We start from the raw sequence: 16,793 nt of genomic DNA, 5'->3' as shown, positions 1-16,793 counted from the left end.
CTAGACCTGCTCGCTGAGCTCCAGCCAGCGGGACTCCTGCTCGCCGACCTCGTCCTCGAGCGCACGCAGGTCGGCCGTCAGCGCAGCGAGACCGGTGAAGTCGGCCTGGTCGTGCGCGGCGAGCGCGGCGTGCAGCTTCTTGATCTGCGCGTCGAGCTTGGACAGCCGCCGCTCGATCGCGCCGATCTCCTTGGTCACCGCGCGCTGCTCTGCGCTGCTCAGCGTGCTCGCGGCGTCGGCGCCCGCCGATCCGCCCGCACCCGCCGACGCCTCGGACCCGGCGTCCATGGGGCTCCCGCTCGCCGTCGGTCGCCCGGTTCCAGCCTTGACCTGCGCGGCGCGCAGCGTCAGGTACTCGTCCACGCCGCCGGGCAGGTGGCGGAAGCCGCCGTCGAGCACCGCGTACTGCTGGTCGGTGACGCGCTCGAGCAGGTACCGGTCGTGCGAGACGACGAGCAGCGTGCCGGGCCAGGAGTCGAGGAGATCCTCGATCGCGGCCAGCATGTCGGTGTCCATGTCGTTGGTCGGCTCGTCGAGCACCAGCACGTTGGGCTCGTCGAGCAGGATCATCAGCAGCTGGAGCCGCCGCCGCTGCCCACCTGAGAGGTCCTTCACGGGGGTCGCGAGGTGGGCGTTGGTGAACCCGAGGCGCTCGAGCAGCTGGCCCGGCGTCATCTCCTTGCCGCCCGCGACGTACGTGGTGCGCTTGGACGCGATCACGTCGTTGACCCGCTGGTGCTCGATCTCCTTGAGCTCGGCGAGGTCCTGGGTGAGCGTCACGACGCGGACGGTCTTGCCGCGCTTCACCCGCCCCACGGTGGGCTCGAGCTCCCCGGTGACGAGCTTGAGCAGCGTGGACTTCCCCGCGCCGTTCACGCCGAGGATGCCGGTGCGCTCGCCCGGCGCGATGCGCCACTCGATGCCGCGCAGCACCTCCTTGTCGCCGTAGCTGACGCCGACGTCGAGCAGGTCGACGACGTCCTTGCCCAGGCGCGAGGTGGCCATCTGCGCCAGGGAGACGGTGTCGCGCACGGGCGGCTCGTCGGCGATCAGCTGGTTCGCGGCCTCGATGCGGAACTTGGGCTTGGACGTCCGCGCGGGCGCGCCGCGACGCAGCCACGCGAGCTCCTTGCGCATGAGGTTCTGGCGGCGGGACTCGCTGGCTGCCGCCATGCGGTCGCGCTCGACGCGCTGCAGCACGTACGCGGCGTACCCGCCCTCGAAGGGGTCGACGACGCCGTCGTGCACCTCCCACGTCGTGGTGCAGACCTCGTCGAGGAACCAGCGGTCGTGGGTGACGACCAGCAGGCCGCCCGAGCCCGGGGTCCAGCGCTGCTTGAGGTGGCGGGCCAGCCAGGTGACACCCTCGAGGTCGAGGTGGTTGGTGGGCTCGTCGAGGAAGATCGCGTCGTGGTCGCCCATGAGCACCGCGGCGAGCGCCGTGCGGCGGCGCTGCCCTCCCGAGAGGTCGCCGATCCGCGCGTCCCACGGGATGTCGGAGACGAGCCCGGAGATCACGTCACGCACCTTCGCGTCGCCGGCCCACTCGTGCTCGGGGATGTCGCCGACGATCGCGTGGCCCACGGTCTGGTCCGGGTCGAGCGTGTCCGCCTGGTCGAGCATCGCGACCTGGACGCCGCGGCGCACGGTGACGCGCCCGCCGTGCGGCTCGATGCGGCCCGAGAGCAGGCGCATGAGGGTCGACTTGCCGTCGCCGTTGCGTCCGACGATGCCGATCCGGTCGCCCTCGTCGAGGCCGAGGCTGACCGAGTCGAAGATCGTGCGGTTGGGGTATGCGACGTGCAGGGACTCTGCGCCGAGGAGATGTGCCACGGCTCCAGGGTACGGGCGCGGGTGTGGCCCTAGTGCTCGAACTGCCCGACGACGAGGCGCAGCAGCTCGGCCAGGCGGGTGCGGTCGTCCGGGCCGACGTCGGACAGGAGGGCGGCCTCGACGTCGAGCAGGTCCGCCATCGCGGAGTCCACGCCCTCGACGCCCGCAGCCGTGAGCCGCACGATGACGCCGCGCCGGTCGTCCAGGGAGCGGTGCCGCTCGACGAGCCCGCGGGACTCGAGCCGATCAATCCGGTTGGTCATGGTGCCCGACGTGACGAGAGTCTGCGTGAGCAGGGCGCCGGGCGACAGCTCGTAGGGCGCGCCCGCACGGCGCAGGGCCGAGAGCACGTCGAACTCCCACGGCTCCAGGTGGTGCCGGGCGAACGCGCTGCGCCGCGCCAGGTCGAGGTGGCGGGCCAGCCGCGACACGCGCGACAGGATCGCGAGCGGCTCGACGTCGAGATCCGGGCGCTCGCGCTGCCACGCGGCGACGATCCGGTCGACCTCGTCGCCGTGCGCTGCGCGCGGCGGTGGCGCTGTGCTCGGGGCTGACGCGGCCGCCGGCTCTGGCGCAGGCTCGTGCGTGGGCTCGGTCACGTCGTGAGATTACTCGACGTCAAGACTCTTGACGACAGGCGTGCCCGTCCCGCACCCAATCCGTACGTCGAAATCTGCGGCGCGGGCGCAAGCATCGACGTCGGGACCGCGGATCGCCAGGTCACGACGAGCGCAGCTGGCTGAACGCCTCCCGCAGCGGGATCCGGGACCCGGTGCGCACGATCGCCCGGGAGTAGATCGCGCCCGCGAGCGCGGCGAGCAGCACGATCAGGACGACGCTCGCCCCCACGGCCACGAGCAGCTCCCACATCTCGACGCTGCCCATCGCCGAGCGGATCGGCATGAGGATCGGCGAGAACAACGGCACGTACGAGAGCCCGACGACGAGCGAGCTGTCCGGGTCGTACGGCGCGATCGAGACCCCGACCATGTACGGGATCACGAGCACGACCATCACCGGTGAGATCACCGACCCGACGTCCTCCTGGCGCGAGACCAGGGAGGCGAGCGCACCGAGGATGAACGCGTACATGGCGTAGCCGAGCACGAACCACACGACGAGCCAGCCGACGGCGGAGCCCATGCGCACGGGGGAGTTCTCCAGCAGACCGAACATCGCCGCCGAGGCCGCCCCCGCTCCGCCGACGAGCGCCACCTGGAGCAGCCCGAGCGCGCCGATCCCGAGGACCTTGCCGGTGATCAGGTGCCACGGGCGGACGGTCGCGAGGAGCAGCTCCACGACGCGGCTGCTCTTCTCCTCCACGACTCCCTGGGCGACCATCTGCCCCGTCATCATCAGGCCGATGAAGATCAGGATGCCCGTGATCAGCCCGAGGATGCTCTGGCTCGGGTCGATCTCCTGCGCGCCCTCGGGGTCGAGGGGGGTGATGGCGGGGGCCGCGCCGAGCACAGCGGCGTCGACCTCCGCCGGGTCGCCGCCGAGGTCGCTGATGGCTGTGTCGAGCGCGACCTGCTGGGCCAGCACGGCCACCATCGCAGCGAGCCCGCCGTCGAGCTCCTGCCACACGGTCACGTCCACGGCCTGGCCCTCGATCGCGACGTGCGCCGCGACGTCGGTGTCGACGAGGTCGGCCTCGATGTCGCCCGAGGACGTCGTCACCTCGACGAGGGTGCCGGTCTGCTCGGCGGCGTTCTCGACGGCCGTCGCGGTGGCCTGGGCGTCGACGACGACGGCGATGGGCTCGGGCTCGCGGTCGGTCAGCACGGACACGGTGTAGCCGCCGCCGAGGATGCCGAGCAGCAGCATGAGCGTCGTGATGATGAAGGCCTTCGACCGGGCGCGCGTGACGATCTCCCGCCAGGCGATCATCGTGATCGCGCGGCCGACGCCGAGCGGCTCGTACGAGGGTGCCTGGGGGTTGCTCATGCGGACCTCGCCTCGGATGTCGTGGTGCTGACGACGTGCCGGAACAGCTCAGTGAGCGGGGTGCGGACGGGGCCGAACTCGCGGACGGGGCCCGTGGCGATCGCCGCCTGCAGGATCTCCTGTCCGTCGCGGCCCTCGGGAAGCTCGACGTCGACCACGAGCGAGTCCGGCGTCTGCAGCCGACGCACGATGCGCGCCCCCGGCACGGCCGTCTCCACCCAACCGGGCGGCGCCGCGGGGGCGTCCACGCGCCACCGGGGCGCGCCGCCGGTCCTCAGCTCGTCGACGGTCCCCACGGCGACCATCTGGCCCGCGCGGATGATCCCGACGCGGTCGCACAGACGCTCGACGAGCTCGAGCTGGTGGGACGAGAAGATCACGGGGACCCCGGCGTCCGCGCGCTCGCGCAGCACCGTGCTCATGACGTCGACCGCCACGGGGTCGAGGCCCGAGAACGGCTCGTCGAGCACGAGGATCTGCGGCTCGTGCACCAGCGCTGCGCACAGCTGCACGCGCTGCTGGTTCCCGAGCGAGAGCTTCTGGACCTCGTCCGCGCGCCGCTCCGCGATGCCGAGCCGTGCGGTCCAGCGCTCCATGGCCTGCGTCGCGGCGCTCGCACTCATGCCGTGCAGCCGCGCGAGGTAGACGAGCTGCTCGCCGACCTTCATGGACGGGTACAGCCCGCGCTCCTCCGGCATGTAGCCGACGTGGCGCCGCGCGGAGAGGTCCAGCGGGGCGCCGCGCCAGCGGACCTGGCCCGCGTCGGCGTCGAGCACGCCGAGGGTGATCCGCATCGTCGTCGTCTTGCCGGCGCCGTTCGACCCCACGAAACCGAAGATCTCGCCGGGGCGGACCGTGAACGAGACGCCGTCGAGAGCGCGGAGCGTGCCGTAGGACTTGGTCAGACCGTCGATCTCCAGAGCCATGGCGCCAGCGTATCGGCGAGCCGCGAGCCGAGACAGGTGTGGCCCTAGGTCCTATGTGACGCACACCTCACCCTGCGTAATGTCGCGGTAAAGCCCGCGTCATGCGCTATCGAAGGAGTTCACCGTGCACGCTGCTGCCCCCACCTCTGCGCCGCTCGCGGAAGCGCAGGTCACCGCCGCGCCCGACGCCGCGCCGCCCGCGCCCGCTGTCCCGGGGCTGCCGCCGGCGCTCGCGGCCCTGACGCTCCCGCCGGCCGTGGCCGCGGCCCTCGCGGCGGCGCCCAAGGTGACCGTCCCGGCGACGCGCGCCGAGCTCTACGGCCTGGCGCTGGGTCCGGAGGGCGGGGACACGTTCGACGTCGTCTACCAGGTCCCGGGCAACGGCGTCGTGAAGGAGGCGGACGTCGTCCGCTGCAAGAACGGCATCGCCGTGAACTACCCCGAGGACTACATGCGCCGGCGCGACCCGGACTGCATGCGCATCGCGGACGACCGCCCCACCGACAAGCCGCGCTTCGCCGACGTCTACGGCTACCCGTTCGACGAGGTGAAGACCGAGACGCTCGACTGGCTCGCCGGCCAGGAGCTCGTCGTCGTCGCGTTCCGCGCGGGCGGGCCGCAGTACGGCTACCCGTCGCTCGCCATCTGCCCGGCGAACACCGCGTTCTTCGCCCTCGCCCTCGTCGACCTGCAGGGCTGGGTCACGCTCGACGAGCTCGAGCCATACGCGCCGCGCTCGATCCTGTATGTCGCCCCGCCGTTCCGGCACACCCGGTTCGCCGGTCGCCAGGTCGTCGTGCACGACCGCACCGAGACGCTGCACGAGATCTTCGCGTACAACCTCTACCCGGGCCCCAGCGCCAAGAAGGGCGTGTTCTCGGCGCTGCTCGACATCGGCGAGCAGGAGGGGTGGATCACCGCCCACGCCTCGTCGGTGCGCGTGACCACGCCGTACGAGAACGAGACCGTGATCATGCACGAGGGCGCCTCCGGCGGCGGCAAGTCGGAGATGTGCCAGGACATCCGCCGCCAGGACGACGGCCGCATCCTGCTCGGCACCAACGTCGTCTCGGGCGAGCCGTACGTGATCAACCTCGGGGAGTCGAGCGCGCTCGCCCCCGTCACCGACGACATGACGCTGTGCCACTCGGCCATCCAGACCGTCCCGGGCAAGCTCGTCGTCGCCGACGCCGAGGACGGCTGGTTCGTGCGCGTCGACAACCTCACCGCCTACGGCGAGGACATGCACTTCGAGCGCGCGTGCATCCACCCGGACGTTCCCCTGGTGTTCTTCAACATCCAGGGCGTGCCGGGGGCGACCTGCCTGCCCTGGGAGCACACGCTCGACTCGAGCGGCAAGCCGTGCCCCAACCCGCGCGTGGTGATCCCGCGGCGCATGATCGACGACGTCGTGTCCGAGCCCACGGCGGTCGACGTACGGACGTTCGGGGTGCGGATGCCCGCGTCCACCCGCGAGCACCCCACCTACGGGATCATGGGGATGATGCACGTCGTGCCGCCCGCGCTCGCCTGGCTGTGGCGCCTGATCGCCCCGCGCGGGGACAAGAACCCCTCGATCGGCGAGTCGCAGGCCCAGACCGAGAAGCTCGCCACGGGCGGCATGGTCTCCGAGGGGGTCGGGTCCTACTGGCCGTTCTCCACCGGCACCAAGGTGGCGGCCGCCAACCTGCTCCTGGCCCAGCTCGTCGACGCGTCCGCGACCCGGTACGTCCTCACGCCCAACCAGCACATCGGCGCCTACAAGGTCGGCTTCGCCGCCGAGTGGCTCACCCGCGAGTACCTGGCCCGGCGTGGCGGCGGCAAGATCCGCATGGACAAGCTCACGCCCGCGCGCTGCCCACTGTTCGGTTACGCGCTCACCGAGGTCAAGATCGACGGGCAGCTCGTGCGCCCGACGTTCCTGCGGCCGGAGTTCCAGTCCCAGGTCGGGTTCGAGGCGTACGACGCCGGCGCGAAGATCCTCACGGACTTCTTCAAGAGCGAGCTGGCCCAGTTCCTGACCGAGGAGCTGGACCCGCTGGGCCGGGCGATCATCGAGGTGTGCCTGCGGGACGGCGACCTCGACAAGTACCTGGCGCTCACGCCGCTGCGGGTCTGAGGCCCACCGGCCCGGCGGCACCGCGTGGCGCAGGCGCCCGCCTCAGTCCTTCGGGGCGAGGGCGGGCGCCCGCTCCATGCCGGACAGCCCGTTCCAGGCCAGGTTGACCAGGTGCGCGGCGACCTCGTCCTTCTTGAACCGCCGGGAGTCCAGCCAGTGCTGGCCCGTGAGCGCCACCATGCCGACGAGCATCTGGGCGTAGATGGGGGAGAACTTCGGGTTGAGGCCCTGCTTGCGGAACTGGTCGCCCAGCAGGTGCTCGACCTGCATCGCGACGTCGCCGATCAGGCTCGAGAACGTGCCGGTGGCCTGGGCGACGGGGGAGTCGCGCACCAGCACCCGGAAGCCGTCCTCGTTGCTCTCGATGTAGGTGAGCAGGGCGAGCGCGGTGCGCTCCAGGAGGGCCCGCGGGTGCCCGCCGGCCGTGAGCGCGTCGGTCAGCGCGGTGGTGAGCGCCTGCACCTCACGGTCGACGACGACGGCGTAGACGCCCTCCTTGCCCCCGAAGTGCTCGTACACGACCGGCTTGGAGACCTGCGCGCGCACGGCGATCTCCTCGATGCTCGTGCCGTCGAAGCCCTTCTCCGCGAACAGCTGTCGGCTCACCGCGAGCAGCTGCTCCCGACGGTCCTTGGCGCTCATCCGCGCACGCGTGGCTCTCTTGCTCTCCCCAGACACACGCCCATCATGCCCTGACCGGCCGGTACGTTGCCGGTGCGTCCACCGGACCTGGCAGACTAGTCCCCGCGGCGCGCAGACTGGCCCAGAGCCCTGCCTCGTCAGACCGGTCCCGGTGCCGCCCGTCCGCCCTGGTGTAACGGCAGCACGCCGGCCTTTGGAGCCGTGCAGTACAGGTTCGAATCCTGTGGGCGGAGCCCGGCGGTAGAGTTTGCCTCGCACTGCCCGCTGCCTCCCACGCGACCGGAGTCCATGTGACCACCGCCCAGCCCGCCGCCGTCGTCGTCCTCGCCGCAGGCGCGGGGACCCGGATGCGATCCGCGACCCCCAAGGTGCTGCACGCCCTCGCCGGGCGCACCATCCTCGGCCACGCCCTTGCCGCCGCCCAGGCGACCGACCCGGACCGGATCGCCGTGGTCGTCCGGCACGAGCGCGACCGGGTGGCCGCCGAGGCCGTCGCCCGGGTGCCGTCCGCGCTCGTCGTCGACCAGGACGACGTGCCCGGCACCGGCCGCGCCGTGCAGTGCGCGCTCAGCTCGCTCGACGCCGTGGCGCAGGCCGCGGCCGTCCGCGACGAGCCGGGCGAGCTGCCCCACGGCGTCGACGGGCCCGTGCTGGTGCTCGCCGGGGACATCCCGCTGATCGACGGCGCGACGCTCAGGGCGCTGGTCGAGGCCCACGTCGCGGGCCGGAACGCGGTCACGGTGCTCACGGCGATCGTGCCCGACGCGACCGGCTACGGCCGGATCCTGCGGGACGACGCGGGCGAGGTCGTCGCGATCGTCGAGCACAAGGACGCCACCGACGCCCAGCGCGAGGTCCGCGAGATCAACTCCTCGATCTTCGTGTTCGACGCCGGTGTCCTGCGTGGCGCGCTCGGCCGCCTGGGCACGGACAACGCCCAGGGCGAGGTCTACCTGACGGACGTGCTCGCGATCGCCCGGACGGACGGCGGCAAGGTCCGCGCGGTCGTCGCGCCGGACCCCGCGCTCGTCGAGGGCGTGAACGACCGCGTGCAGCTCGCGACGCTCGGCGCCCAGCTCAACCGCCGCCTCGTTGAGGCGCACATGCGCGCGGGCGTCACGATCGTCGACCCGGCGAGCACGTGGATCGACGTTGACGTCGAGCTCGGTCAGGACGTCACGGTGCTCCCGGGCACGCAGCTGCACGGCGCGACCCGCGTCGGCGCCGGTGCGACGGTCGGGCCGGACACCACGCTGCGCGACGTCGTCGTCGGCGAGGGCGCGACCGTCACCCGGACGCACGGCTCAGGTGCCGTCGTCGGCGAGGGAGCCGAGGTCGGGCCGTTCGCGTTCCTGCGGCCCGGAGCCGACCTCGGGGCCGAGGGCAAGATCGGCGCATTCGTCGAGGTCAAGAACTCCCAGATCGGTGAGGGCGCGAAGGTGCCGCACCTGACGTACGTCGGTGACGCGACGATCGGCGAGCACACGAACATCGGCGCCGGCGCGATCTTCGCGAACTACGACGGCGTCGCCAAGCACCGCACCGTGATCGGCGCCTACGTGAAGTCCGGTTCCGGCACGCGGTTCGTCGCACCCGTCACCGTGGGCGACGGCGCCTACACGGGCGCGGGCGCCGTGGTGCGCGAGGACGTCCCGGCCGGCGCCCTCGCCGTCAGCGGCGGCGCGCAGCACACCGTCGAGGGCTGGGTCGAGCGGCGGCGCGCGGGCAGCTCCTCCGCACAGGCGGCCGCCCTCGCCCGCGAGGCCAGCGTCGCCCACCTCAGCCCGCAGGCGCGCGCCGAGCGCGACCAGGCTGCGGCCGCCCACCACGTCGACCGTCCCACCCCCGCCACGCCCGCGACCCCCAGCGGGCCCCACGAAGGAGACAGCGCACGATGACCGGGATCATCACCCACGACCTCGAGAAGAGGCTCGTGCTCGTCTCCGGACGCGCGCACCCCGAGCTGGCCCGCGACGTCGCGTCGAACCTCGGCATCGAGATGGTGCACACCACGGCGTACGACTTCGCCAACGGCGAGATCTACGTGCGGTACGCCGAGAGCGTGCGCGGGGCCGACGTCTTCGTCCTGCAGAGCCACACGGCGCCCATCAACCAGTGGATCATGGAGCACCTGATCATGGTCGACGCGCTCAAGCGCGCCTCGGCCAAGACGATCACCGTGGTGCTGCCGTTCTACGGCTACGCGCGCCAGGACAAGAAGCACAAGGGTCGCGAGCCGATCTCCGCGCGGCTCATGGCGGACCTGTTCAAGACCGCCGGTGCCGACCGGCTGATGAGCGTCGACCTGCACACGTCCCAGACGCAGGGCTTCTTCGACGGCCCGGTCGACCACCTGTGGGCGATGCCCCTGCTGATCGACTACGTGCGCACCCGGGTCGAGCTCAGCAACGTCACGGTCGTCTCGCCCGACGCCGGACGCATCCGCGTGGCCGAGCAGTGGGCGACCAAGCTGGGCGGCGCCCCGCTCGCGTTCGTGCACAAGACGCGCGACATCACCCGGCCCAACCAGTCCGCCGCGAACCGCGTGGTGGGCGACGTCGAGGGTCGCTCCTGCGTGCTGGTCGACGACCTCATCGACACCGGCGGCACGATCGCTGCGGCGGTCCAGGTGGTCCTCAACGCGGGCGCGAAGGACGTCATCGTCGCGGCGACCCACGGTGTGCTGTCCGACCCTGCCGCGCAGCGGCTCTCGGAGTGCGGGGCCCGCGAGGTCGTGGTCACCGACACCCTGCCGATCGATGCCGACAAGCAGTTCCCGCAGCTGACGACGCTGTCGATCGCCCCGCTCCTGGCACGTGCGATCCGCGAGGTGTTCGACGACGGCTCCGTCACGAGCCTCTTCGACGGCAACGCCTGACCCGCGGGCGGTACGTGTACGATGGGCAGGTTGCCTCGGCGAGGGACGTCTGAGGGGCCCGGGGACGGGTCCCGCTCGCGCAGTGTTCGTGCCTGCGAGAGCCAGACGCATCCGTGATCGACTGGGCGGTCGCTCGCGCGCCCGTCTTCCCGCGCCGACGTACCGCCTTCCGGGACCAGCTCCCGGTCCCGACTGATCTGGAGACTGACATGGCAGACATCAAGCTCACCGCGACCCGTCGCACCGACTTCGGCAAGGGCGCCGCGCGCCGCACCCGCCGCGAGGGCAACATCCCCGCGGTCCTCTACGGGCACGGCGGAGAGCCGCAGCACCTCTCGCTGCCCGGCCACCAGACGATGCTGGCGCTCAAGCACTCGAACGCGCTCTTCGCGATCGACGTCGAGGGCTCCGAGCAGCTCGCGATCGTCCGCGACGTCCAGCGCGACCCGGTCCGCCAGATCATCGAGCACGTCGACCTGCTCCTCGTCATCAAGGGTGAGAAGGTCAACGTGGACGTCAACGTGCACGTCGTCGGCCAGCCGGCCCCCGGCACCATGCACGTCCTCGAGGCGCAGACGCTGTCGATCGAGGCCGAGGCCACCAACCTCCCCGAGTCGGTCGAGGTCGACATCACCGGCCTCGAGGCCGGCACGGTCATCACCGCCAAGGAGGTCACGCTGCCCGAGGGCTCGACCCTCCTGACGGACCCCGACGCCGACATCGTCCTCGTCTCGGAGCCGCGTGGCAACGCTGCCGACGAGGCTGCGGACGCCGAGGTCGCCGAGGCCGCCTCCGCCGCGTCGGCCGCTGCCGCCGAGGGCTGAGCAGCACCACGCTGAGCACGTCGCGCGACGCCCGGTACCGTCACGGTGCCGGGCGTCGCGCTTGGGGCGCCCGACGGGTCAGGATCGAGCGGACGATGAGGTGGAGCGCGTGAGCGAGCTGTGGTGCGTGGTCGGGCTGGGCAACCCCGGACCGAAGTACGCGGGCAACCGGCACAACGTCGGGCAGATGGTGCTCGACGAGCTGGCCGCGCGCACGGGCGCGAGGTTCGCGACCCACAAGACGCGCTGCGCCGTCGCGGAGGGCCGTCTCGGCACCCTGCCGGGCGGTGCACCCGGGCCCCGCGTCGTCCTCGCCAAGCCCATGTCCTACATGAACACCTCGGGCGGTCCTGTGAGCGCCGTCGCGCAGTACTACGACGTCCCGCCCGAGCGTGTCGTCGTCGTCCACGACGAGCTCGACATCCCGTTCGGGGACGTGAAGCTCAAGAGCGGTGGGGGAGAGGGCGGCCACAACGGCCTGCGTGACATCACCAAGGCGCTCGGGACCAAGGACTACCTGCGGGTGCGCGCGGGCGTGGGGCGCCCGCCGGGGCGGATGGACACGGCCGACTACGTGCTCAAGGACTTCTCGGGAACCGAGCGCAAGGAGCTCCCGTTCCTGCTCGACGCCGCAGCCGACGCCGTCGAGATGATCCTGACCGAGGGCCTGCTGGCCGCGCAGGGGCGGTTTCACACGAAGGCATGAGCCTGGTCAGCGGGCGTCGTGCCAGACGTCGCCCGGGTGCACGTACTCGCGCCGGGGAAGGAAGGCCGTCAGGTCTGAGGCGCCGTGCGTGGGCGACCAGAGCGCCGACGTCGGGGCCGGGGCCTCGACCTCACGCGCGGGCGTCGGCTGGCTGAGCGCGGAGACGAACAGCCGCAGCGCCAGCACCATCCCGACCGTCGCGAGCGCGGCGGCGAGCGGGACGTCGCCGAACACGAGGGCCTCGGCGTGCACCACCGCCAGCGCCGCGAGGCCACCGACGGCGGCGATGATCTTGCCGGCCGCGCTGCGGCTGAGGGCCACGAGCGCCGTGGCCCCCGCGAGCATGGGGAGCACGGTGAGGCCCGCGGGCGCGATCACCGCGACGAGACCAGCCCCCAGGCCGAGAGCCGCCACGGTGCGCAGCAGCGACGGCACGACGTTCGCAGCCCCCCGCTCCCGGACCGAGGCCACGGTGACGCCGAGGAGGGCGAGCGCGAGCAGCGCCACGACGGCGAGCGCCGCGACGTCGAGCAGCGGCGCCTGCGCCGCGACGTGGGAGGCGAGGGGGCGGAGCGTGGCACCCGGCGCGAGCGCGGGCAGTGCAGCGGCCGCCACGGTCAGGACTGCTCCGGCTGCGGCCCGGCCGGGGGCGAGGGCGGCACGACGCTCACCGATCCAGCCGCGCGTCCGGGCGCTCGATCCGGACCGCGCGGGTTCCGGTGTTCCGGGCTGCGTCCGGTCGGGAGTGTGCGCCGAGGTGGGCGCCTGGTGCGCGGCGCGCGCGGGCGACAGCACGCTCGGACGCGTCGGCGCTGCGGGTACCGCGGTGGTGGGCCAGTGGATCGACTCGGGCCAGCGAGTGTCCGCCGACCAGGTCGCGGCGAGGGGCTGACGGGGTACGGAGCCGGCCGCGGTGCGGGCGGGGGTGAGCGGGCTCGTGGTGACGGGCACGCGCGCGGTGCGCGGGACGCGGTCGATCGGGTCCGCGTGCGCGCGCTGGTCAGCGGCGAGCAGCGGCTCGTACCTGGCGGTCATGGTGTTCTCCCCCGAGAAGTGGTCGTGCCCCCGTGGGAGATGGTCCCGTGATAGTCGGGGCGGCGCTGAACGAGGGTGGGTGATTGTTGGGGTGATTACTGGGGTGAGTCTTCGGACGGGCTTGGCTCCACCCCGTCCGCGAGTCCCCCGAGGCAGGCCGGGCCGCTAGGCTCGCAGCGCTCGGACGTCCGCGACGGCCGTAGCCCTGCCACGAGGAGGAGTGCCCATGCGGATAGCGATGGTGGGGACCCGAGGCGTGCCCGCGGCCTACGGAGGCTTCGAGACGGCGATCGAGGAGGTCGGGCGCCGGTTGGCTGACCGCGGCCACGACGTCCGCGTCTACCGCCGCAGGGTGGCTGAGGGTGCACAGCCGACCGAGCACCTCGGGATGCGGCTGGTCACCCTGCCCGCGCTGCGCCGAAGGTCCTTGGAGACCCTGAGCCACACCGGGCTGTCCGTGCTGCACCTGGTGGCGCACCGCTGCGACGCCGCGTTCGTGTTCAACGCCGCGAACGCGCCCTGGCTGCCCGTGCTGCGCGCCGCACGCATCCCGGTCGCCACGCACGTCGACGGTCTCGAGTGGAAGCGTGGGAAGTGGGGGAGCGGCGGACGGCGCTACTACCGCGGGGCGGAGGTCCTCGCCGCGCGGTGGTCCGACGCCCTCATCGCCGACGCCCAGGGCATCGCCGACTACTACGCCGAGGAGCTCGGCGCACGGACGACGCTGATCTCCTACGGCGCGCCGGTGCAGGAGGCGCCCGCCGGGGACCGGCTGGCAGAGCTCGACCTCGAGCCCGAGGGCTACCACCTCGTGGTGGCGCGGTTCGAGCCCGAGAACCACGTGCAGATGATCGTCGAGGGTTACGCGGCGAGCGGGTCGCGGCTGCCCCTGGTCGTCGTCGGCTCCGCTCCGTACGCGGACGCCTACACGCGAGCCGTGCACGCGGCGGCGGGCGGCCGGCCGGTGCGGTTCCTCGGCGGTGTCTGGGAACCGGAGCTGCTCGACCAGCTCTACGCGAACGCCGCGACGTACCTGCACGGCCACTCGGTCGGCGGCACCAATCCGTCGCTGCTCCGCGCGATCGGCGCCGGGACGGCGACCGTCGCCTACGACGTCGGCTTCAACCGAGAGGTGCTGCGCGAGCACGGACGCTACTTCGCCGACGCCGCGGGCGTGGCGCGGGAGATCGAGGCCGCCGAGGCTGACAGCGCCGGCGTGCGCGAGCGCGGGGCCGCGCTCCTGCAGCGCGCGCGCGACTACGACTGGGACGAGGTCGCGGATGCCTACGAGGCGCTCGCGCGGTCGCTCGTCTCCCGAAGCACCGACGGCACCCAGCGGGTACGCCGCCGCGCCCCCGGCACGACGACGGAGACGACGTGATGACGACGCGACCCACGTACCGCCAGGTGCTCGACGACCTGGCAGGCGCCCAGAAGGGAGCGGCTCGCAGCGCGCCCGCGTACTCGCGATTCGTGAACCGCAGACTGGGACGGCTGCTCGCGGCGTGGGCCTTCCGGGCCGGGATGACGCCGAACGCCGTGACGGCCATCAGCGCCGCTTTCACCTTCGCGGGGATCGGTCTGCTGGCGCTGGCGCCTCTGCGAGCCTGGACGGGGGTGGCCGTGACCGTGCTCCTGGTGCTCGGGTATGCGTTCGACTCCGCGGACGGTCAGGTGGCGCGGCTGACGGGCACGGGCTCGAGTGCCGGCGAGTGGCTCGACCACATCGTCGACGCGACGAAGATCTCCGCGCTCCCGCTCGCACTCCTGGTCGGCCTGTACCGCGCGGAGATCGCCGACCCCTGGCTGGTGGTCGTGCTCGTCAACGCTGTCGCAGGTGCGGTGCTGTTCTTCGGGATGATCCTGACCGAACAGATGCGCCGGGCGTACGGCGTGCGTTCCCAGGCCGCGGGCGAGGGCCGCTGGCGCCACGCACGCGCCCTGCTCGTGCTGCCGACCGACTACGGAGTGCTCTGCCTGAGCTTCCTCCTGCTGGGTGCTCTGGACGTCTTCCTCGTCGTGTACGCCTTGCTGACGCTCGCCACCGTCGGCTTCCTGAGCCTGGCCGCGCCGAAGTGGTACCGCGAGCTCCGGGCGCTCGGAGGGCGCTGAGCGACGAGCGGCACAGCGGAGGGCACTTGCTCCCCGCCAAATGTGGGCAAGGCCACACTGTGTGCGCGCGCACGCACAAGCGCGCCGTGACTGATCCATCGCCGCTGATGACGGGGTGTTTGCACCCAGACGCGGCGCGATTTGGCGACGGTTGTGGAGGCCGGGCGCATAGGTAGGACCCGGGGCAAAGCGGACGCTGGCGCGGTTCGCGCTGCCCGTATTGGTCTCAAATATGCGGCCCGAGACCCGACGTTTCAGGTGGGCCACCCGCCCGCCGCCGATGGACGCAGCGTCCACCTTCGACCGGCGCTGGGAGGGGATCCCCGGCCCTTCCCCCCTCGATCGAAGGAACACTCACGTGCGTACCTCTGCCCTGCCCCGGTGGCGGCGCGTCGTCGGCCTCGCGGCCGCAGCGACCGTCCTCCTCGGCTCCTCCGCCATCCCCGCCGCCTCCGCGGGCCCGGTGGCCACGGCCTTGTCGGTCGTCGCGCCGGTCAAGGTCGCGCTGACGACGCCGACGACGGTCCTGTCGTCGGTCGCGATGGCGCCCAAGACCACCCAGACCGTCGCGCTGAAGGGCGTGCCGGCGTCGGCGACCTCGGTCGACCTGGAGATTCAGGGCCGCTGGTCGTGGAAGTCCACGCGCGTCTCGGTGTGTGCGGGAACGACGGCCCCGACGACGTGCACGTCCAAGCCGGTGCTCACCACCCCGGTCAACTCGCTCGGTACCGCGAAGGTGACCGTGCCCTTCGCTGCAGGCCAGACCCCGGTCGTGACGGTGCACAACGCGGACGCCAGCGTGCGCGTCACCCTCAACGTCCTCGGCTACAGCCACGTCCCGGCCCCCGTGGCGAAGAAGCTCGACACGCCGACGACGGTCCTGCCGTCGGTCGCGATGGCGCCCAAGACCACCCAGACCGTCGCGCTGAAGGGCGTGCCGGCGTCGGCGACCTCGGTCGACCTGGAGATTCAGGGCCGCTGGTCGTGGAAGTCCACGCGCGTCTCGGTGTGTGCGGGAACGACGGCCCCGACGACGTGCACGTCCAAGCCGGTGCTCACCACCCCGGTCAACTCGCTCGGTACCGCGAAGGTGACCGTGCCCTTCGCTGCAGGCCAGACCCCGGTCGTGACGGTGCACAACGCGGACGCCAGCGTGCGCGTCACCCTCAACGTCCTCGGCTACACCTACTACCCGCACCTCGAGACGACGGCGCCTGCGCCCGCCCCGAGCCCGACGCCGACCCCCACGCCGACGCCGACCCCGACCCCGACGCCGACCCCGACGCCGACCCCGACGCCGACTCCGACTCCGACCCCGACGCCGACTCCGACTCCGACGCCGACGCCGACGCCGACGCCCACCCCGGCGCCTGTTCCTGCTCCGGTGCCGGCGAAGCCGGGGCCCACGACGACGGGTGTGCCTGCGGGCACGAAGCTGCGGGTGCACGAGGGTGACCTGACGATCACGACGCCGGGCACGGTGATCGACGGTCTGGAGATTCGCGGGTTCGTGCGGATCAAGGCCTCGGACGTGACGATCAAGAACTCGGTGATCCGGGGTCGGGTGTTCAACCAGGACATGCACCTGGTGCAGGCCTCGACCGGTGGCAAGCGCATCGTGATCCAGGACACGGAGATGTACTCGGCGAATCCCTCGCCGTACATCAAGGGGATCGTGGGTGCGGACTTCACGCTCAAGCGTGTGAACATCCATGACGTGGTGGACCAGGTCTCGATCATCGGTGACAACGTCACGATCGAGGACTCCTGG

14 protein-coding genes and 1 tRNA gene are annotated in these 16,793 nt (G+C 72.2%); 9 read left to right on the top strand and 6 right to left on the bottom strand.

What is annotated here, in order from left to right; genetic code table 11:
- From BMZ30_RS13315 to BMZ30_RS13300, 4 genes are all read right to left on the bottom strand, one after another.
- Positions 1 to 1,833, bottom strand: a complete 1,833-nt coding sequence (locus BMZ30_RS13315; RefSeq protein WP_093379848.1) for an ABC-F family ATP-binding cassette domain-containing protein — start codon at positions 1,831 to 1,833, stop codon at positions 1 to 3.
- A gap of 29 nt (positions 1,834 to 1,862) precedes the next feature.
- Positions 1,863 to 2,330 (bottom strand): MarR family winged helix-turn-helix transcriptional regulator, encoded by a 468-nt coding sequence (locus BMZ30_RS13310; protein ID WP_229828820.1) that lies wholly within the window; start codon positions 2,328 to 2,330, stop codon positions 1,863 to 1,865.
- 223 nt (positions 2,331 to 2,553) lie between these two features.
- On the bottom strand, positions 2,554 to 3,780 hold the full coding sequence (locus tag BMZ30_RS13305) for an ABC transporter permease (RefSeq protein WP_093379843.1): 1,227 nt from the start codon (positions 3,778 to 3,780) through the stop codon (positions 2,554 to 2,556).
- Positions 3,777 to 4,706, bottom strand: a complete 930-nt coding sequence (locus BMZ30_RS13300) for an ABC transporter ATP-binding protein (protein ID WP_093379839.1) — start codon at positions 4,704 to 4,706, stop codon at positions 3,777 to 3,779. Before BMZ30_RS13300 ends, BMZ30_RS13305 begins: the two co-directional genes overlap by 4 nt.
- A gap of 217 nt (positions 4,707 to 4,923) precedes the next feature.
- On the opposite strand from BMZ30_RS13300, the gene BMZ30_RS13295 reads away from it, so the two are divergent.
- Positions 4,924 to 6,825, top strand: a complete 1,902-nt coding sequence (locus BMZ30_RS13295; RefSeq protein WP_093379873.1) for a DUF4914 family protein — start codon at positions 4,924 to 4,926, stop codon at positions 6,823 to 6,825.
- A gap of 42 nt (positions 6,826 to 6,867) precedes the next feature.
- Here BMZ30_RS13295 and BMZ30_RS13290 read toward each other — a convergent pair whose 3' ends face one another.
- On the bottom strand, positions 6,868 to 7,467 hold the full coding sequence (locus tag BMZ30_RS13290; protein WP_093379837.1) for a TetR/AcrR family transcriptional regulator: 600 nt from the start codon (positions 7,465 to 7,467) through the stop codon (positions 6,868 to 6,870).
- A 161-nt stretch (positions 7,468 to 7,628) separates the two neighbouring features.
- Between BMZ30_RS13290 and BMZ30_RS13285 the strand changes: the two genes are divergently transcribed.
- The 5 genes from BMZ30_RS13285 to pth all read left to right on the top strand — a co-directional run bounded on the left by BMZ30_RS13285 (position 7,629) and on the right by pth (position 11,875).
- Positions 7,629 to 7,700: transfer RNA gene (locus BMZ30_RS13285), tRNA-Gln, on the top strand.
- A 57-nt stretch (positions 7,701 to 7,757) separates the two neighbouring features.
- Positions 7,758 to 9,365, top strand: a complete 1,608-nt coding sequence (gene glmU / locus BMZ30_RS13280) for a bifunctional UDP-N-acetylglucosamine diphosphorylase/glucosamine-1-phosphate N-acetyltransferase GlmU (protein WP_093379834.1) — start codon at positions 7,758 to 7,760, stop codon at positions 9,363 to 9,365.
- A complete protein-coding gene (locus tag BMZ30_RS13275; RefSeq protein ID WP_093379831.1) occupies positions 9,362 to 10,345 on the top strand; it encodes a ribose-phosphate diphosphokinase in 984 nt (327 codons plus the stop codon). The genes glmU and BMZ30_RS13275 overlap by 4 nt, the downstream gene beginning before the upstream one ends.
- A 209-nt stretch (positions 10,346 to 10,554) precedes the next feature.
- Positions 10,555 to 11,169 carry a 50S ribosomal protein L25/general stress protein Ctc gene (locus tag BMZ30_RS13270; protein WP_093379829.1) on the top strand — a complete coding sequence of 205 codons (615 nt, stop codon included), beginning with the start codon at positions 10,555 to 10,557 and terminating at the stop codon, positions 11,167 to 11,169.
- Positions 11,170 to 11,278: 109 nt separating this feature from the next.
- Positions 11,279 to 11,875, top strand: coding sequence for an aminoacyl-tRNA hydrolase (gene pth, locus BMZ30_RS13265; RefSeq protein WP_093379871.1), 597 nt, complete (start codon positions 11,279 to 11,281; stop codon positions 11,873 to 11,875).
- Positions 11,876 to 11,881: 6 nt separating this feature from the next.
- On the opposite strand, the gene BMZ30_RS13260 is transcribed toward pth, so the two are convergent.
- Positions 11,882 to 12,910, bottom strand: coding sequence for a hypothetical protein (locus tag BMZ30_RS13260; RefSeq protein WP_093379826.1), 1,029 nt, complete (start codon positions 12,908 to 12,910; stop codon positions 11,882 to 11,884).
- A 226-nt stretch (positions 12,911 to 13,136) separates the two neighbouring features.
- Here BMZ30_RS13260 and BMZ30_RS13255 point away from each other — a divergent pair, with 226 nt between their 5' ends.
- The 3 genes from BMZ30_RS13255 to BMZ30_RS13835 form a co-directional block, all read left to right on the top strand.
- Positions 13,137 to 14,291: a DUF1972 domain-containing protein gene (locus tag BMZ30_RS13255; protein ID WP_093379824.1), complete on the top strand. Its 1,155-nt coding sequence runs from the start codon at positions 13,137 to 13,139 to the stop codon at positions 14,289 to 14,291.
- A complete protein-coding gene (locus BMZ30_RS13250; RefSeq protein WP_093379821.1) occupies positions 14,291 to 15,022 on the top strand; it encodes a CDP-alcohol phosphatidyltransferase family protein in 732 nt (243 codons plus the stop codon). The genes BMZ30_RS13255 and BMZ30_RS13250 overlap by 1 nt, the downstream gene beginning before the upstream one ends.
- A gap of 358 nt (positions 15,023 to 15,380) precedes the next feature.
- Positions 15,381 to 16,793, top strand: a 1,413-nt coding sequence (locus BMZ30_RS13835; RefSeq protein WP_219810233.1) for a hypothetical protein, incomplete at its 3' end; no start/stop codon positions are given.

Source organism: Flavimobilis marinus (assembly GCF_900113055.1).
In the GTDB taxonomy this organism is placed as follows: domain Bacteria; phylum Actinomycetota; class Actinomycetes; order Actinomycetales; family Cellulomonadaceae; genus Flavimobilis; species Flavimobilis marinus.
Note: the sequence above shows the minus strand (reverse complement) of the source record. Positions and strands in the feature narration are given on the sequence as shown.

What these genes read in the sequence shown, in the direction of transcription:
- BMZ30_RS13305 (WP_093379843.1), bottom strand. Translation starts at nt 3,780, where the DNA reads ATGAGCAACCCCCAGGCACCCTCGTACGAGCCGCTCGGCGTCGGCCGC.
- BMZ30_RS13300 (WP_093379839.1), bottom strand. Translation starts at nt 4,706, where the DNA reads ATGGCTCTGGAGATCGACGGTCTGACCAAGTCCTACGGCACGCTCCGC.
- BMZ30_RS13290 (WP_093379837.1), bottom strand. Translation starts at nt 7,467, where the DNA reads ATGAGCGCCAAGGACCGTCGGGAGCAGCTGCTCGCGGTGAGCCGACAG.
- BMZ30_RS13275 (WP_093379831.1), top strand. Translation starts at nt 9,362, where the DNA reads ATGACCGGGATCATCACCCACGACCTCGAGAAGAGGCTCGTGCTCGTC.
- BMZ30_RS13270 (WP_093379829.1), top strand. Translation starts at nt 10,555, where the DNA reads ATGGCAGACATCAAGCTCACCGCGACCCGTCGCACCGACTTCGGCAAG.
- BMZ30_RS13260 (WP_093379826.1), bottom strand. Translation starts at nt 12,910, where the DNA reads ATGACCGCCAGGTACGAGCCGCTGCTCGCCGCTGACCAGCGCGCGCAC.
- BMZ30_RS13255 (WP_093379824.1), top strand. Translation starts at nt 13,137, where the DNA reads ATGCGGATAGCGATGGTGGGGACCCGAGGCGTGCCCGCGGCCTACGGA.
- BMZ30_RS13250 (WP_093379821.1), top strand. Translation starts at nt 14,291, where the DNA reads ATGACGACGCGACCCACGTACCGCCAGGTGCTCGACGACCTGGCAGGC.